A 13,859-nucleotide genomic window follows, 5' to 3' on the forward strand; every position below is an offset into this window, starting at 1 on the left:
ACATGAGCACGGCGACCGATCTGGGCAAGCGCGGCGAGGACGCGGCGTGCCGCTACCTGGAGCACCAGGGCCTGTCGATCCTGGCCCGCAACTGGCGGTGCGACGAGGGCGAGCTGGACGTGGTGGCGACGGACGGCGCACGGCTGGTGGTGGTCGAGGTGAAATGCCGTTCGGGCACCAGCCGGGGCACACCACTGGAGGCGGTGACGCCGGACAAGCTCGACCGGGTGCGGAAGTCGGCGCTGCGCTGGCTGAGCGCCCACCGGATCGGCCGGGTGGACGTCCGCTACGACGTGATCGCGATCGAGTGGCCGCCCGCGGGCCAAGTCCGCCTGCACCACCTGCGAGGTGTGTGATGGCGCTCGCGCGAACGTGGTCCGTCGCGCTGTCCGGCGTGGACGGCGTCCCGGTGGAGATCGAGGCCGATGTGGGCGTCGGGACCGTCAAGACGCAGCTCCTGGGGCTCCCCGACGCCGCACTGCACGAGTCGAAGGACCGGGTGAAGGCGGCGGTCCGGAACAGCGGCCACGACTGGCCGTCCCAGCGCGTGACCCTGGGCCTGTCCCCGGCCACCCTGCCGAAGAACGGCTCCGGGTACGACCTGGCCATCGCCTGCGTCGTCCTGGCAGCGGCCCAAGCGATCCCGGGGGACCGCCTGGCGGACACCGTCCTGCTGGGCGAACTGGCGCTGGACGGCCGGGTGCGCACCATCAGGGGCGTCCTGCCGGCCCTGATGGCGGCCAGGCGAGCGGGCCTGACCCAGGCGGTGGTGCCGGTGGCCGCACTGCACGAAGCGGCGTTGGTGGACGGCCTGACCGTCTACGGCGCCGCCACCCTGACCGACGTCCTGGAGTGGCTGGGCGGGCAGGAAACCCTGCACCACACCACTCCGCCGACCATCGCCGGACCACCGGACGGCCCGGACCTGGCCGACGTCGTGGGCCAGCCGGAAGCCAGGTGGGCCTTGGAGGTGGCCGCCGCCGGAGGTCACCACATTCTCCTCACCGGCCCGCCGGGCACCGGGAAGACGATGCTGGCCCAACGCCTGGCCGGCCTCCTCCCGCCGTTGTCGATGGAGGAGGCGCTGGGAGTCACGGCCGTGCACTCCATCGCCGGCCTGCTCACACCGGAGGCTCCGCTGGTCTCCGTGCCGCCGTTCGTCTCGCTGCACCACTCGACGTCGAGCGTCGCCCTGGTCGGTGGCGGTGCCGGCCTGGCCAAGCCCGGCGCGATGAGCCGCGCCCACCGAGGCGTGCTGTTCCTGGACGAGGCGCGCGAGTTCGGGCTCGGGAAGCTGGAGGCGCTGCGCACGGCGTTGGAGGAGGGCGAGGTCCGCCTGGCCAGGCGTGACGGCATCACGCGGTACCCGGCCCGGTTCCAGCTCGTGATGGCCACCAACCCGTGCCCGTGCGCGCCGCCGAAGGACATCGACTGCACCTGCCTCCCGGCGGCCAGGCGGCGGTACGAGACGAAGCTGTCCGGCCCGCTGCTGGACCGGGTCGACCTGAGGGTGGTGATGCGCCCGCTGACCGCGATGAGCCGCGAATTCGTCGCCGACCCGGAACCCACCGCGACCGTCCGCGAACGGGTGCACAAGGCCAGGACCAGGGCGGCGGAGCGCTGGGCCGAGCACGGCTGGTCCACCAACGCCGAAGTCCCCGGTCCGATGCTGCGGACGGAGTTCGCCCTTCCCCGCGAGACGACCGCGGTGCTGGACCGTGCGCTCACCAGGGGCGTGCTGACGGGTCGTGGGTCCGACCGTTGTCTTCGGGTCGCCTGGACGTTGGCCGACCTGGCGGAGGTCGACCAGCCGACGGCGGACCACGTGGCCGCCGCGCTGGAGTTCCGTGAGCGGAGGATGTCGTGAGCACCGATGAGGTCCGGCTGGCGCGGGCCTACCTGTCACGGGTGGCCGAGCCGCCGGCCGCGGCGCTGGTCGGGTTCATCGCCGAAGTGGGGCCGGTGCGGGCCGCGGAGCTGGTCCGCAGCGGGGACGTTTCCGGGGCGGTCGACCGTGAGACCTCTGCCCGGCGGGCCGTCGACCAGGCTGAACGGGACCTGGAGGTCGCGGCCGGGATCGGTGGGCGGCTGCTGGTCCCCGAGGACGACGAGTGGCCCCGGTGGCCGTTCAACGCGTTGTCCATCGCCGCGGCCAACGGGTTGCGGTGCGGGGTGGAGCCGGTGGCGTTGTGGGTGCGAGGGGAGTTCAGCCTCGCTTCGCTCACCGAACGGGCGGTGGCGGTGGTGGGCAGTCGGGCCTCGTCCGGGTACGGGCAGCACGTCGCCGGCGAATTCGGGTTCGGGTTGGCCGAGGCCGGTGTGACGGTGGTGTCCGGCGCTGCTTACGGCATCGACGGTGCGGCTCATCGCGGTGCCATGACAGCCGGTGGGTTGACGATCGCCGTGCTGGCCTGCGGGGTCGACGTCGCCTATCCCGCCGGTCACCGGGCCTTGCTGGAGCGCATTCCCAGCCAGGGCCTGTTGGTCAGCGAGTACCCGCCCGCGCACACACCGGCCCGGCACCGGTTCATCACCCGGAACCGGCTCATCGCGGCGCTCGCGGAAGGGACGGTCGTGGTCGAGGCGGGTCAGCGGAGCGGGGCCAAGAACACGGCTGCGTCCACGGCGGCGCTCGGGCGGGTGCTGATGGCGGTGCCGGGGCCGATCACCTCGGCCAGTTCGTCGGGCTGCCACGAGCTGCTGCGCTCGGGGAGCGCGTTGCCGGTCACCGGCGTGGCCGAGATCATCGAGTCGACCGGGCGGCTCGGTGTCGACCTCGTCGAGGCGAACCGGAAGCTGGATACGGGGCCGCCGCAGGGTGACGCGATGCGGGTGTTCGAAGCGTTGGGCCTCTCGTCCGGGCACAGCACGGACATGATCTCCGTGGAGTCCGGTGTGGAGCTGCAGCGGGTGCGGGCCTTGCTGCCACAACTGGAACTGGCCGGTCTCGCCGAACGGGTCGAAACAGGTTGGAAGCGCTCCCAGGTGGAGAGTTGGCGTGGCGATACTTGACCAAGAGCGCTTGAGGGCGGAGCGTCAGGGTCATGTCCCCGCCGCCGCCCGCTCGGACACGTCGTGTCGATCTCGTCCGCCTGCGCCGTGGGCTGCCCGGAGACGTGACGACAGCTCTGGACCGCTACGAACGCCACCTCGCCATGGAACGAGGGCTGTCCCCGCACACGGTTCGGGCTTACCTCGGCGACGTGGTCGCGTTGTTGGTCCACTTAGCCGGCGGAACGCCCGACGACGTCACCGTGGAAGCCATCGACCTGCCGGGTCTGCGGTCCTGGCTGGCTTCCCAGCACTCCGCCGGTTCGAGCCGGACGACGATGGCCCGGCGTGCCGCCGCCGCCCGCACGTTCACCGCCTGGGCGGCTCGGAACGGCCTGCTAGCCGCCGATCCGGGGCCCCGACTCGTCGCGCCCCGACCTCACCGGACCCTCCCCGCGGTGCTGCGTCCCGACCAGGCCGGCGCCGCGATGGCCGCTGCGGAACTGGGTGCGGAACAGGGCGATCCGGTTGCGCTCCGTGACCAAGCCGTGGTGGAGTTGCTGTACGCAACGGGCGTCCGGGTCGCCGAGTTGTGCGGTCTCGACCTCGACGACGTGGACTACTCCCAAAGGGTGATTCGGGTTCTGGGCAAGGGGAGTCGCGAACGCACCGTGCCGTTCGGCGTTCCGGCCGAACGCGCAGTACGGCGCTGGATGGAACACGGCCGATCAGCGCTGGTCAACGACCGTTCACAACGTGCACTGCTGATCGGTGCGAGAGGAGGCAGGCTCGACCCGCGTACCGCCAGGCGGGTTGTCCGCGATGTAGTGGGTGCGGTGCCCGGAACGGCCGGCACCGGACCCCACGGCCTACGCCACTCCGCGGCCACGCACCTGTTGGAAGGAGGAGCGGACCTGCGCACAGTCCAAGAGCTTCTTGGTCACGCTACGCTCGCAACGACTCAGCTCTACACACACGTCACCGTCGAACGGCTGAAGGCGATCCATGACCGAACCCACCCCCGCTCCTGACGTCGCAGGGGGAGGTTCGCGGACCGCAACCGTGACCTCTCCCTCCGCCGCGCACGTCGGGACCTCGTCGGCGGCGCGCACCCCGGCTGGGACGAACGGTCACCGCGTCGACGGCGAGCACCTCCGCGGTGAAGCCCCGCGTGGAGAGCAGCCACGCGACCGCCCCGCACATGCCGAGCCCGCACCCGCCGAGCCCGCACACGCCGAGCCGTCGCAGGCCGAGCCGTCGCACGACGAACCTCGACAGGACGAACCTCGACCTGACGTGCCCCGACGTGACGTGCCTCTGAACGGCGAGCCCCTGAACCTTCCGCCCCGCCCCGACGACCCTCTCGGCAACCCCGTCCTCGACCAGATCGCCGCCACCGACATCCCCGCCGACATCGCCGCCGACCTGCCCCGCAACGGGCACGCCATGGCGGTGGTCGTCGGGAGACCGGCGCACGGAGCGTCCGAGCGCACAGCCGATGACGTGGAAGCCGGGATCATCGCGCTGTGGAACACCTACGGCCGGTCGCGGCAGCAGGGTCTGCGGGACCGCCTCGTGCTGCACTACGCGCCGCTGGTGAAGTACGTCGCGGGCCGCGTCGGCACCGGCCTGCCCGCGCACGTCGACGTGGGCGACCTGATCCAGTCCGGCATCTTCGGCCTGGTCGACGCGATCGAGAAGTTCGAGCCCGAGCGAGGCCTGAAGTTCGAGACCTACGCGATGCAGCGCATCCGCGGCGCGATCCTCGACGACCTCCGCTCGCAGGACTGGGTGCCGCGCTCGGTTCGCAGCCGGGCGCGCGACGTGGAACGCGCCCTCGAACGCCTGGGTGCCAGACTCCAGCGCACCCCAACCGACCGCGAGCTCGCCGCCGAGCTGAAGATCGGCCTCGGTGAACTGCGGGAGCTCTACGCCCAGCTCCAGCTGACGAGCGTCGTGGCGCTGGACGAGCTGATCGCGGCGGGCCGCAGCACCGGTGGAGCCGGTGCGTCACTGGCCGAATCCCTGCCGGACGAGGGTGCGGAGGATCCGATCGCCACCCTCGTCGACTTGGACAGCCGCCGCCAGCTCGCCGACGCGATCGCCCAGCTCGCCGAGCGGGACCGGGTCGTGGTCACGCTGTACTACTTCGAGAACTTGACGTTGGCCGAGATCGGCAAGGTCCTGGGCGTGACCGAATCCCGGGTCTGCCAGCTCCACACCCGAGCAGTGCTGCGCCTGCGCACCAAGCTGAACGAACAGCTGGAGGCCTAGCCCCCGGCCGGTCACGGCAGGGGTCGGCTCAGCGAATCCCGCAGTTCAGCGAACCCGCGACGCGGCGAACCCCGCGAAGCCCTGCCCAACGAACCAACCCACCGCCCTCGCCCGGTGACCGGCTGGTCCAAGCGGTCAAGTGGACCAGGCCGAGTCGATCAGGCGGAGTCGATCAGACGAGTCGGTCGGGCCGGACGGGTCGGTGGTCGGGCAGCTCCGGGACTGGACAGACCCGGCGGTCAGACGACCGGGTGTGCCATGCGGCCAGGCAGTTTGGTGATCGGGTCGGGGCTGGTCGGTCCATCGGCGGTCGGAGGTCGCGCAACGGCCCACCGGGGTGAGCGAGTGACCAGCGCGCCAGGGACCGGGTGAGGTCAGGGACACGCGGGCGAGGACGGGCCAGGCCGGCGACGGCCGGGTGGGCCAGCGACGACCAGGCGGGGCAGCGGCGACCGGGTGCGCAGCGGCGACCGGGGTGGGGTAGCGGCGACCGGGTGGGCAGCGACGACCAGGCGGGGTAGCGGCGACCGGGTGGGCATCGACGACCAGGCGGGGCAGCGGCGATCGGGTGGGGTAGCGAGTCGGGCTGCCGAGTGAATTGGGTGCCGGATCGGCCGGCTGGACGAGGTCAACGACCTGGGTTGTCGGGTGACTGAGTAGCTGGGTGATGGCAGGTCAGCGCCGGTACCGGGTGGCCGGGGGTTGGGTGGCCGGGGGTTGGGTGGCCAAGCACGTCAGGTGACTGGGCGGTGGAGGCTGGGCGTGGACGCTGGACGGTGGAGTTAGTGGGTGGGGTGGGTGGTGTCGACTGCCGGCAGCAGGCGTACTGGGCCGGTGGATAGGAGGCGCAAGGGGTCCAGGTAGGTGCGGGTGGGTGCTGCTCGCAGTGCGCCCCAGTGGAGGCAGGCTTCTGCCGGGCATCCCTCGTGACCCGGGCGCAGCGTGCCGATCCGGTCGCCTCGCCGCACGGTCTGCCCTCGCCGCACTTCCACCTCGACCGGCTCGTACGTCGTCCGCAGACCTCCGGCGTGCAGCAGTGAGATCACCGGCCGATCCGCCACCGGACCCGCGTGCAGCACCACCGCGTCACCCGCAGCCTGAACCGTCGCGCCCGGTGGGGCGGCCAGGTCCACGCCACGGTGACCGGCGGCGTACTCGGTCGCCGGGGCCTCGAACGCCCGGACCACCTCGCGCGGTGGGGCCAAGGGCCAGGCGAACCGGGGCGCACGGGCGGACGCCGTCAGCGGCGCCAGGGGTACCGTCATGAACGTTGTCAAGGCCAGGACCAGCAGTGTTCGCATGGTGGGAGTCACGGGTCCAGCGTTCCTGTCCGGACCGGGGGCTACCAGTGGCTTCTCCGGAACTGTGGACAACCGGTGGGGCTGTGGACAACTCGAGGGCCGGTTCGTTGATCCCGCCCTGACCGGCGTACACTCGGTCTGCGGCCCGTGTGAGTGCGGGACGACTTCGCGTGCCAGTGCAGACCCGACCCGTTCCCACGGCCGAGTCACGGCGTCCGGCGGTCCTGAGGCGACAACCCTCCGGTTCGGACGGCGGCACGGGCACCAGGGCGGCGGTCCGACCCGGCCCGTCGCAACGAACCGGAACGCGTGCCGGCCTCGACGTCGGCGCGCCTGATCGAAGAGGTGCGAACCCGGCCATGGCCGTCGTCACCATGAAGCAGCTGCTCGACAGCGGCGTGCACTTCGGGCACCAGACCCGCCGCTGGAACCCGAAGATGAAGCGCTACATCTTCACCGAGCGCAACGGCATCTACATCATCGACCTCCAGCAGACGCTGACCTACATCGACCGGGCTTACGAGTTCGTTCGGGAAACGGTCGCGCACGGCGGTTCGATCCTGTTCATCGGCACGAAGAAGCAGGCGCAGGAGGCCATCGCCAACGAGGCCCTCCGCGTCGGCATGCCCTTCGTGAACCAGCGCTGGCTGGGCGGCATGCTCACCAACTTCTCCACGGTGCACAAGCGCCTCCAGCGGCTCAAGGAACTCGAGTCGATGGAGCAGACCGGCGGTTTCCAGGGTTTCACCAAGAAGGAAATCCTGATGATGAACCGCGAGAAGGACAAGCTGGAGCGCACGCTCGGCGGTATCCGCGACATGTCCAAGGTGCCCAGCGCCGTGTGGATCGTGGACACCAAGAAGGAGCACATCGCCGTCGGCGAGGCGCGCAAGCTGAACATCCCGATCGTGGCGATCCTCGACACGAACTGCGACCCGGACGAGGTCGACTACCCGATCCCGGGTAACGACGACGCCATCCGGTCCGCCGCGCTGCTGACCAAGGTGGTGGCCGAGGCCGCCGCCGCCGGTCTGATGGCGCGCTCCGGCGCTCGCACCAAGGCCGTCGAGGGCGAGGACAAGCCCGAGCCCGGCCAGGACGAGCCGCTGGCCGAGTGGGAGCAGGAGCTGCTGGTCGGCGCGGACGCGCCCGCCGCTGCCGCCGCCCCCGAGGCGCCGGCTGCCGAGGCGCCCGCCGCCGAGGGCAGCGAGCCCGCGCAGTCCTGATCGACCGCGCGCCGCGCCCACCCGTGAACGGTGGGCGCGGCGCGCGCACAGCACCACCCCAGCGCCAAGCCACGTCGGCGAGCCGACTGACAGACTCAGCGGCGAAGTCGACGATCAGACCGCAGAAGGAACGGGAAATCGCACGATGGCGAACTACACCGCCGCTGACGTGAAGCGCCTCCGCGAGCTGACCGCCGCAGGCATGATGGACTGCAAGAAGGCGCTTGAGGAGACCGACGGCGACTTCGACAAGGCGATCGAGATCCTGCGCATCAAGGGTGCGAAGGACGTCGGCAAGCGCGCCGAGCGCACGACCTCCAACGGCCTCGTCGTTGCCGAGGACGGCGTGATGATCGAGCTGCGCTGCGAGACGGACTTCGTCGCCAAGAACGCGGACTTCCAGGAGCTGGCCTCCCGGATCGTCGCCGTCGCCAAGGCCACCCGCCCGGCCGACGTCGAGGTCCTGAAGGCCGCCGAGCTCGAGGGCAAGGCCATCGACGCGGTCGTGCAGGAGTTCTCCGCGAAGATCGGCGAGAAGCTGGAGCTGGCCAAGGTCGCCGTCTTCGACGGCACCGTGACCACCTACCTGCACCGCCGCGCCGCGGACCTGCCGCCGGCCGTCGGCGTCATGGTCGAGTACTCCGGCGACAACGAGGAAGCCGCCCGCGGCACCGCGATGCAGATCGCCGCGATGCGCCCGCGCTTCCTCACCCGCGACGAGGTGCCCGCCGACGTGGTGGCCAACGAGCGCCACATCGCCGAGGAGACCGCTCGCGAGGAGGGCAAGCCGGAAGCGGCGCTGTCCAAGATCGTCGAGGGTCGGGTGAACGGCTTCTTCAAGGACGTCGTGCTCCTGGAGCAGGCTTCCGTGACGGAGTCCAAGAAGACCGTCAAGGCCGTGCTGGACGAGGCCGGGGTCACCGTGACCCGCTTCGCCCGGTTCGAGGTCGGCCAGGCCTGATTCGCGTGAGGGCGGGGTTGCGCGCACACGTCGCGACCCCGCCCTTGCCGTGTCCAGAGGAGGACCTGTGAGCGCAGACGTAGAAGCCGCGAAAGCGGATCACGCCGAGGACGAGCCCGTGCACGGCTACCGCCGGGTGATGCTCAAGCTGGGCGGCGAGATGTTCGGCGGCGGCGGTGTCGGCGTCGACCCCGACGTGGTGCAGACCGTGTCGCGCCAGATCGCCGCGGTCGTCCGCACCGGGGTTCAGGTGGCGGTCGTCATCGGCGGCGGCAACTTCTTCCGCGGTGCCGAGTTGCAGCAGCGCGGCATGGACCGCAGCCGGGCCGACTACATGGGCATGCTCGGCACCGTGATGAACTGCCTCGCCTTGCAGGACTTCCTGGAACGTGAGCACGGCATCGAGACCCGCGTGCAGACGGCCATCACGATGGGCCAGATCGCCGAGTCCTACATCCCCCGCCGGGCCATGCGGCACCTCGACAAGGGGCGCGTGGTGATCTTCGGCGGCGGCGCCGGGATGCCGTACTTCTCCACGGACACCACGGCCGCGCAGCGCGCGCTGGAGATCGGCTGCGAGGTCGTCCTGATGGCCAAGGCCGTGGACGGCGTCTACACCGCGGACCCGAAGACCGACCCGGACGCGCTGATGTTCGACAACATCACCCACCGGGAAGTGCTCGAACGCGGCCTGAACGTCGCCGACGCGACCGCGTTCAGCCTGTGCATGGACAACAACATGCCGATCATGGTCTTCAACCTGCTCACCGAGGGGAACATCGCCCGCGCCGTCCGCGGTGAGAAGATCGGCACACTGGTGAGCACCCCCGGTGGTCGCCCGTCCTTCTAGACCTGCTGGGATTCGAGCCGAACTGCGCACACCAAGGGAGTCAGTCGTGATTGACGAGACCCTCCTCGACGCCGAGGAGAAGATGGAAAAAGCGGTGTCAGTGGCGAAGGAGGACCTGGCCGCGGTGCGCACCGGCCGTGCCAACCCCTCGATGTTCTCCCGCATCGTGGTCGAGTACTACGGTTCGCCGACCCCGCTGAACCAGCTCGCCAGCGTCGCCATCCCGGAGGCGCGCATGGCGGTGATCAAGCCCTACGACGCCACCCAGCTGAACGCGGTCGAGAAGGCCATCCGCGACTCGGACCTCGGCGTGAACCCGAGCAACGACGGCTCGATCATCCGCGTGGTGATCCCGCAGCTGTCCGAGGAACGCCGCCGCGAGATGGTGAAGGTCGCCAAGAGCAAGGGCGAGGACGCCAAGGTGTCCATCCGCAACATCCGCCGCAAGGCGAAGGAAGAGCTGGACCGCCTGGTGAAGGACGGCGAGGTCGGCGAGGACGACGGCTCCCGCGGCGAGAAGGAGCTGGAGAACGTCACCCACCGGTACGTGGCCCAGGTCGACGAGCTCGTCAAGCACAAGGAAGCCGAGCTGCTCGAGGTCTAGGTCGGTCACGTCGGTTCGGCGGGTCCGGGTCACCGGCCGCGCGCATTGCTCGGCCGGTCGTCGGCCGTGATGGGAGCACAACAGGTGTCAGGCGGCGGTGACCAGGACGCGCCGGAGAAGGGCGTGTCACGCGCGGGGCGCAACCTGCCCGCGGCCATCGCCGTGGGCGTCGGCTTGGGCGCGATCATCCTCATCGCGCTGTTCACGGTGCGAGAGCTGTTCGTCGGCGTCGTCGCCGCCGCGGTCGCGGTGTCCATGTACGAGCTGACCGGTGCGCTCAAGCGCAGCGCGGGCATCCGGGTGGCGCTGGTGCCCGTGCTGCTGGGCGGGCAGGCCGTGGTGTGGCTGGCCTGGCCGTACGGGCGCGACGGTGTGCTGAGCGCGTTCGTGCTGACCATCCTGGTGTGCCTGATCTGGCGGCTCAAGGACGGCTCGGACGGCTACCTGCGGGACGTCACCGCGTCCATCTTCACGGTCGCGTACGTGGCGGTGTTCGCGGCGTTCGCGGTCATGCTGGTCGTGCCGGACGACGGCGTGTTCCGCGTCCTGGCGTTCCTGATCGGCGTCGTGCTGTCCGACACCGGCGGCTACGTGGCCGGCGTGCTGTTCGGCAAGCACCCGATGGCCCCCACCATCAGCCCGAAGAAGTCCTGGGAGGGTTTCGCGGGTTCGATGGTGGCGGGCATGGTCGGTGGCGTGCTCACCGTCGGCGTGATGCTGGACGGCCAGTGGTGGCAGGGCGTGCTGTTCGGCGCCGCGCTGGTGGTCACCGCGACCACCGGTGACCTGGTCGAGTCGCTGATCAAGCGCGATCTCAAGATCAAGGACATGGGCACGCTGCTGCCCGGCCACGGCGGGCTGATGGACCGGATGGACTCGCTGCTGCCGTCGGCCGTGGTGGCCTGGCTGCTGCTGTACGTGTTCGTCTAGCGCGTGCTGCCGGTGTTCGTCTGATGCGCTAGTCGTCGTACGGGTCGTCCACGCGTGCGCCCGTGTCCTCGTCGGACAGCGGTGTGGTGCGGGACGGGTCGATCACCGAGAACACCGCGCCCGCGTGGTCGGCGACGACCGTGATCCGGCCGAACGGCGTGTCGTACGGCTCCACGGTGACCCGCCCGCCCAGTTCGAGCACCCGGGACGCGGCCGAGTCCGCCCCGATCTCGGGCGCGGCGGTGAAGTACACCATCCAGTGCGGCGCGGTGCCCGGTGCGAAGGCCCGGCCCATCCGCTGCCGGCCGAGCACGGTGTGGCCGTGGAGCCCCCAGATCGTGTAGTCGACCGTCTGGCCGTCACCGATCTGGGTGATTTCGTAGCCGCACAGCTCGCCGAAGAACTCGTCCGCCGCGTGCCCGTCACGGGTGTTCAGCTCGGCCCACGCGTACGCGCCGTGCCCGTCGGTGCCGAACACCCAGTCGGCCGGGACGTGCCGGAACCCGACCACCGCCCCGGTCGGGTCGGCGAGCAGGGTGACCAGGTCGGACGGTTCGCCGAGCACCGTGCCGCCCAGCGCGTGCGCCTTGTCCGCGGTGGCACGGGCGTGCGGCGTGTTCAGGTACAGCGTCCACGCGCTCGACTGGTCGGCGGCGACGATTCCGGCCACCGGCAGCCCGTCGACCAGCGCGATCGCGCCGCCCTCGACGTCGGAGAAGTACCAGCCGAAGAGGCCGCCGTAGAAGTCGGTCGCGGCCTGGAGGTCCGTGGTGGCGATGTCGACCCAGCACGGCGCACCGTGGTGCAACTCGGCCAACGCGGGAGAATTCGGGACGATCGACACCGTGTACCTCCTGCAAGCCGCGCCTATTCGATCACGCTACGGCTCTAGAGTCGTCCCGTGAAGGGATTCGTCCGCGCCGCGTTGGCCGCCGTCCGGCCGGTCGACGTCCTGCCGAGCCCGAACATCTGGCACTGGCCGGAGATCTACGAGGTCGAGAACCGGGCGCAGGACGCCGACGGCGCCATCTGGAACGCCCTGCGCGAGGAGTGCGAGTGGGCCGGGCGGGACGTGGTGGACGTCGGCTGCGGCGACGGGTTCCACCTGCCCGAGTTCGCCCGGACGGCGCGTTCGGTGACGGGCGTCGAGCCGCACCCGCCGCTGGTGCAGCGCGCTCGGGCGCGAGTGGCGGACGTGCCGAACGCCGAAGTGGTGGCCGGACCGGCGCAGCGGCTCCCGCTCGGGGACGCGAGCGCCGACCTGGTGCACGCGCGCACGGCGTACTTCTTCGGGCCCGGGTGCGAGCCGGGCATCCGGGAGGCGGATCGGGTGCTGCGGCCGGGCGGCACGCTGGCGATCGTGGACCTCGACGGGTTCGCCGAGCCGTACGGGCCGTGGCTGTGCGCCGACGAACCCCGCTACAACCCCGTGGTCGTGGAGCGCTTCTTCACCGCTGAAGGGTTCTCGTTGCGCCGCGTGCGCGCGCTGTGGCGGTTCGACCGCCGCGACGACTTGGAGGCCGTGCTGCGCATCGAGTTCTCGAAGGCGGTCGCGGAGCAGGCCATCGCCCGGATCGCCGGCCTGTCGTTCGAGGTCGGCTACCGCGTCCACGTGAGGCGCAAGCCGACCGGGATTGTGCTGCCATGAGAGCGCTCACCTAGGATTCGAGCTGTGGAGAACAGGAACGCGGGCAGGTTGGGTCGGCAGGTCGGCGTGGTCGGTCTGGGCTGCTGGCAGCTCGGTGCGGACTGGGGCCAGGTCGAGGAGTCCGACGCGCTGGCGGTGCTGCACGCCGCCGCGGACACCGGCGTGAACTTCTTCGACACCGCCGACGTGTACGGCGACGGTCGCAGCGAGACGCTGGTCGGCAAGTTCCTGCGCGAGCGCGGCGACGCCGGCATCACGGTGGCCACCAAGATGGGCCGCCGGGTCGAGCAGACGCCGGAGAACTACACCCGCGACAACTTCCTGGCCTGGAACGACCGGTCGCGCGCCAACCTCGGCGTCGACACGCTCGACCTGGTGCAGCTGCACTGCCCGCCGACCTCGGTCTACTCGACCGACGAGGTGTTCGACGCGCTGGACGAGATGGTGGAGGCCAAGCGGATCGCCGCGTACGGCGTGAGCGTGGAGACGGTCGAGGAGGCGCTGACCGCCATCGCCCGGCCGGGGGTGGCGAGCGTCCAGATCATCCTGAACGCGTTGCGGCTCAAGCCGCTGGAGCGGGTGCTGCCCGCGGCGGCGGAAGCGGACGTGGCGATCATCGCCCGCGTTCCGCTCGCCTCGGGGCTGCTGTCCGGCAAGTACACCGCGTCGACCACGTTCGGGGCCGACGACCACCGCAACTACAACCGCAACGGTGACGCGTTCGACGTCGGCGAGACGTTCTCCGGCGTGCCGTTCGAGGTCGGCCTGGAGGCGGTGGAGCGGCTGAAGGCCCTCGTGCCCGCCGGGGCGACCATGGCGCAGTTCGCGCTGCGGTGGATCGTGGACCAGCCGGGCGTCACCGTGGTCATCCCCGGCGCCCGCAACGCCGAGCAGGCTCGCGCCAACTCGGCCGCTGCGGACCTCGCGCCGTTGTCGGCCTCGGCTCAGGACGAGGTGCGCGCGGTGTACGACTCGCTGATCCGCCCGCTGGTCCACGACCGCTGGTAGTTCACCTGGTAGTTCACCGCTGCCGGTTCACCGCCGGTGGATCACTGCTGGTAGTTCATTGCTCGT

At 70.8% G+C, this 13,859-nt stretch carries 15 protein-coding genes; 13 read left to right on the forward strand and 2 right to left on the reverse strand.

Annotation, left to right across the window (positions count from 1 at the left end; genetic code table 11):
* The first annotated feature begins 2 nt into the window (after window positions 1–2).
* The 6 genes from OQ02_RS08055 to OQ02_RS08075 all read left to right on the forward strand — a co-directional run bounded on the left by OQ02_RS08055 (window position 3) and on the right by OQ02_RS08075 (window position 5,265).
* Complete coding sequence (locus OQ02_RS08055) at window positions 3–356, forward strand: YraN family protein (RefSeq protein ID WP_033437634.1); 354 nt, start codon at window positions 3–5, stop codon at window positions 354–356.
* Window positions 356–1,867 carry a YifB family Mg chelatase-like AAA ATPase gene (locus OQ02_RS08060; protein WP_033437635.1) on the forward strand — a complete coding sequence of 504 codons (1,512 nt, stop codon included), beginning with the start codon at window positions 356–358 and terminating at the stop codon, window positions 1,865–1,867. The genes OQ02_RS08055 and OQ02_RS08060 overlap by 1 nt, the downstream gene beginning before the upstream one ends.
* Window positions 1,864–3,012 carry a DNA-processing protein DprA gene (gene dprA, locus OQ02_RS08065; RefSeq protein ID WP_033437636.1) on the forward strand — a complete coding sequence of 383 codons (1,149 nt, stop codon included), beginning with the start codon at window positions 1,864–1,866 and terminating at the stop codon, window positions 3,010–3,012. The genes OQ02_RS08060 and dprA overlap by 4 nt, the downstream gene beginning before the upstream one ends.
* A 32-nt stretch (window positions 3,013–3,044) precedes the next feature.
* Window positions 3,045–4,022, forward strand: coding sequence for a tyrosine recombinase XerC (locus tag OQ02_RS08070; RefSeq protein WP_051772037.1), 978 nt, complete (start codon window positions 3,045–3,047; stop codon window positions 4,020–4,022).
* Window positions 4,023–4,162: 140 nt separating this feature from the next.
* Entirely contained in the window at window positions 4,163–4,312 is a 150-nt protein-coding gene (locus OQ02_RS44720) for a hypothetical protein (protein WP_197043246.1), read from the forward strand.
* A gap of 125 nt (window positions 4,313–4,437) precedes the next feature.
* A complete protein-coding gene (locus OQ02_RS08075) occupies window positions 4,438–5,265 on the forward strand; it encodes a FliA/WhiG family RNA polymerase sigma factor (protein ID WP_051772087.1) in 828 nt (275 codons plus the stop codon).
* Window positions 5,266–6,047: 782 nt separating this feature from the next.
* Here OQ02_RS08075 and OQ02_RS08080 read toward each other — a convergent pair.
* Window positions 6,048–6,530, reverse strand: a complete 483-nt coding sequence (locus tag OQ02_RS08080) for a M23 family metallopeptidase (RefSeq protein ID WP_197043247.1) — start codon at window positions 6,528–6,530, stop codon at window positions 6,048–6,050.
* Window positions 6,531–6,925: 395 nt separating this feature from the next.
* Here OQ02_RS08080 and rpsB point away from each other — a divergent pair, with 395 nt between their 5' ends.
* The 5 genes from rpsB (at window position 6,926) to OQ02_RS08105 (ending at window position 11,137) form a co-directional block, all read left to right on the forward strand.
* Complete coding sequence (gene rpsB / locus OQ02_RS08085) at window positions 6,926–7,792, forward strand: 30S ribosomal protein S2 (RefSeq protein WP_033437638.1); 867 nt, start codon at window positions 6,926–6,928, stop codon at window positions 7,790–7,792.
* Between the two features lie 145 nt (window positions 7,793–7,937).
* Entirely contained in the window at window positions 7,938–8,753 is an 816-nt protein-coding gene (gene tsf, locus OQ02_RS08090) for a translation elongation factor Ts (RefSeq protein ID WP_033437639.1), read from the forward strand.
* A 139-nt stretch (window positions 8,754–8,892) separates the two neighbouring features.
* Window positions 8,893–9,603: a UMP kinase gene (pyrH, locus tag OQ02_RS08095; protein WP_051772088.1), complete on the forward strand. Its 711-nt coding sequence runs from the start codon at window positions 8,893–8,895 to the stop codon at window positions 9,601–9,603.
* 46 nt (window positions 9,604–9,649) lie between these two features.
* Entirely contained in the window at window positions 9,650–10,207 is a 558-nt protein-coding gene (gene frr / locus OQ02_RS08100) for a ribosome recycling factor (RefSeq protein ID WP_033437641.1), read from the forward strand.
* Window positions 10,208–10,276: 69 nt separating this feature from the next.
* On the forward strand, window positions 10,277–11,137 hold the full coding sequence (locus OQ02_RS08105; protein ID WP_033437971.1) for a phosphatidate cytidylyltransferase: 861 nt from the start codon (window positions 10,277–10,279) through the stop codon (window positions 11,135–11,137).
* 28 nt (window positions 11,138–11,165) lie between these two features.
* Here the strand turns inward: OQ02_RS08105 and OQ02_RS08110 are convergent, their stop codons facing one another.
* Window positions 11,166–11,981: a VOC family protein gene (locus OQ02_RS08110; RefSeq protein WP_033437642.1), complete on the reverse strand. Its 816-nt coding sequence runs from the start codon at window positions 11,979–11,981 to the stop codon at window positions 11,166–11,168.
* Window positions 11,982–12,038: 57 nt separating this feature from the next.
* Here OQ02_RS08110 and OQ02_RS08115 point away from each other — a divergent pair, with 57 nt between their 5' ends.
* Both OQ02_RS08115 and OQ02_RS08120 read left to right on the forward strand, forming a co-directional pair.
* Window positions 12,039–12,785, forward strand: coding sequence for a class I SAM-dependent methyltransferase (locus tag OQ02_RS08115; RefSeq protein WP_051772038.1), 747 nt, complete (start codon window positions 12,039–12,041; stop codon window positions 12,783–12,785).
* Between the two features lie 24 nt (window positions 12,786–12,809).
* Window positions 12,810–13,793: an aldo/keto reductase gene (locus OQ02_RS08120; RefSeq protein ID WP_033437643.1), complete on the forward strand. Its 984-nt coding sequence runs from the start codon at window positions 12,810–12,812 to the stop codon at window positions 13,791–13,793.
* Window positions 13,794–13,859 lie beyond the last annotated feature (66 nt).

The sequence above is a fragment of the Saccharothrix sp. NRRL B-16314 genome (assembly GCF_000716595.1).
Taxonomy (GTDB): Bacteria; Actinomycetota; Actinomycetes; order Mycobacteriales; family Pseudonocardiaceae; genus Actinosynnema.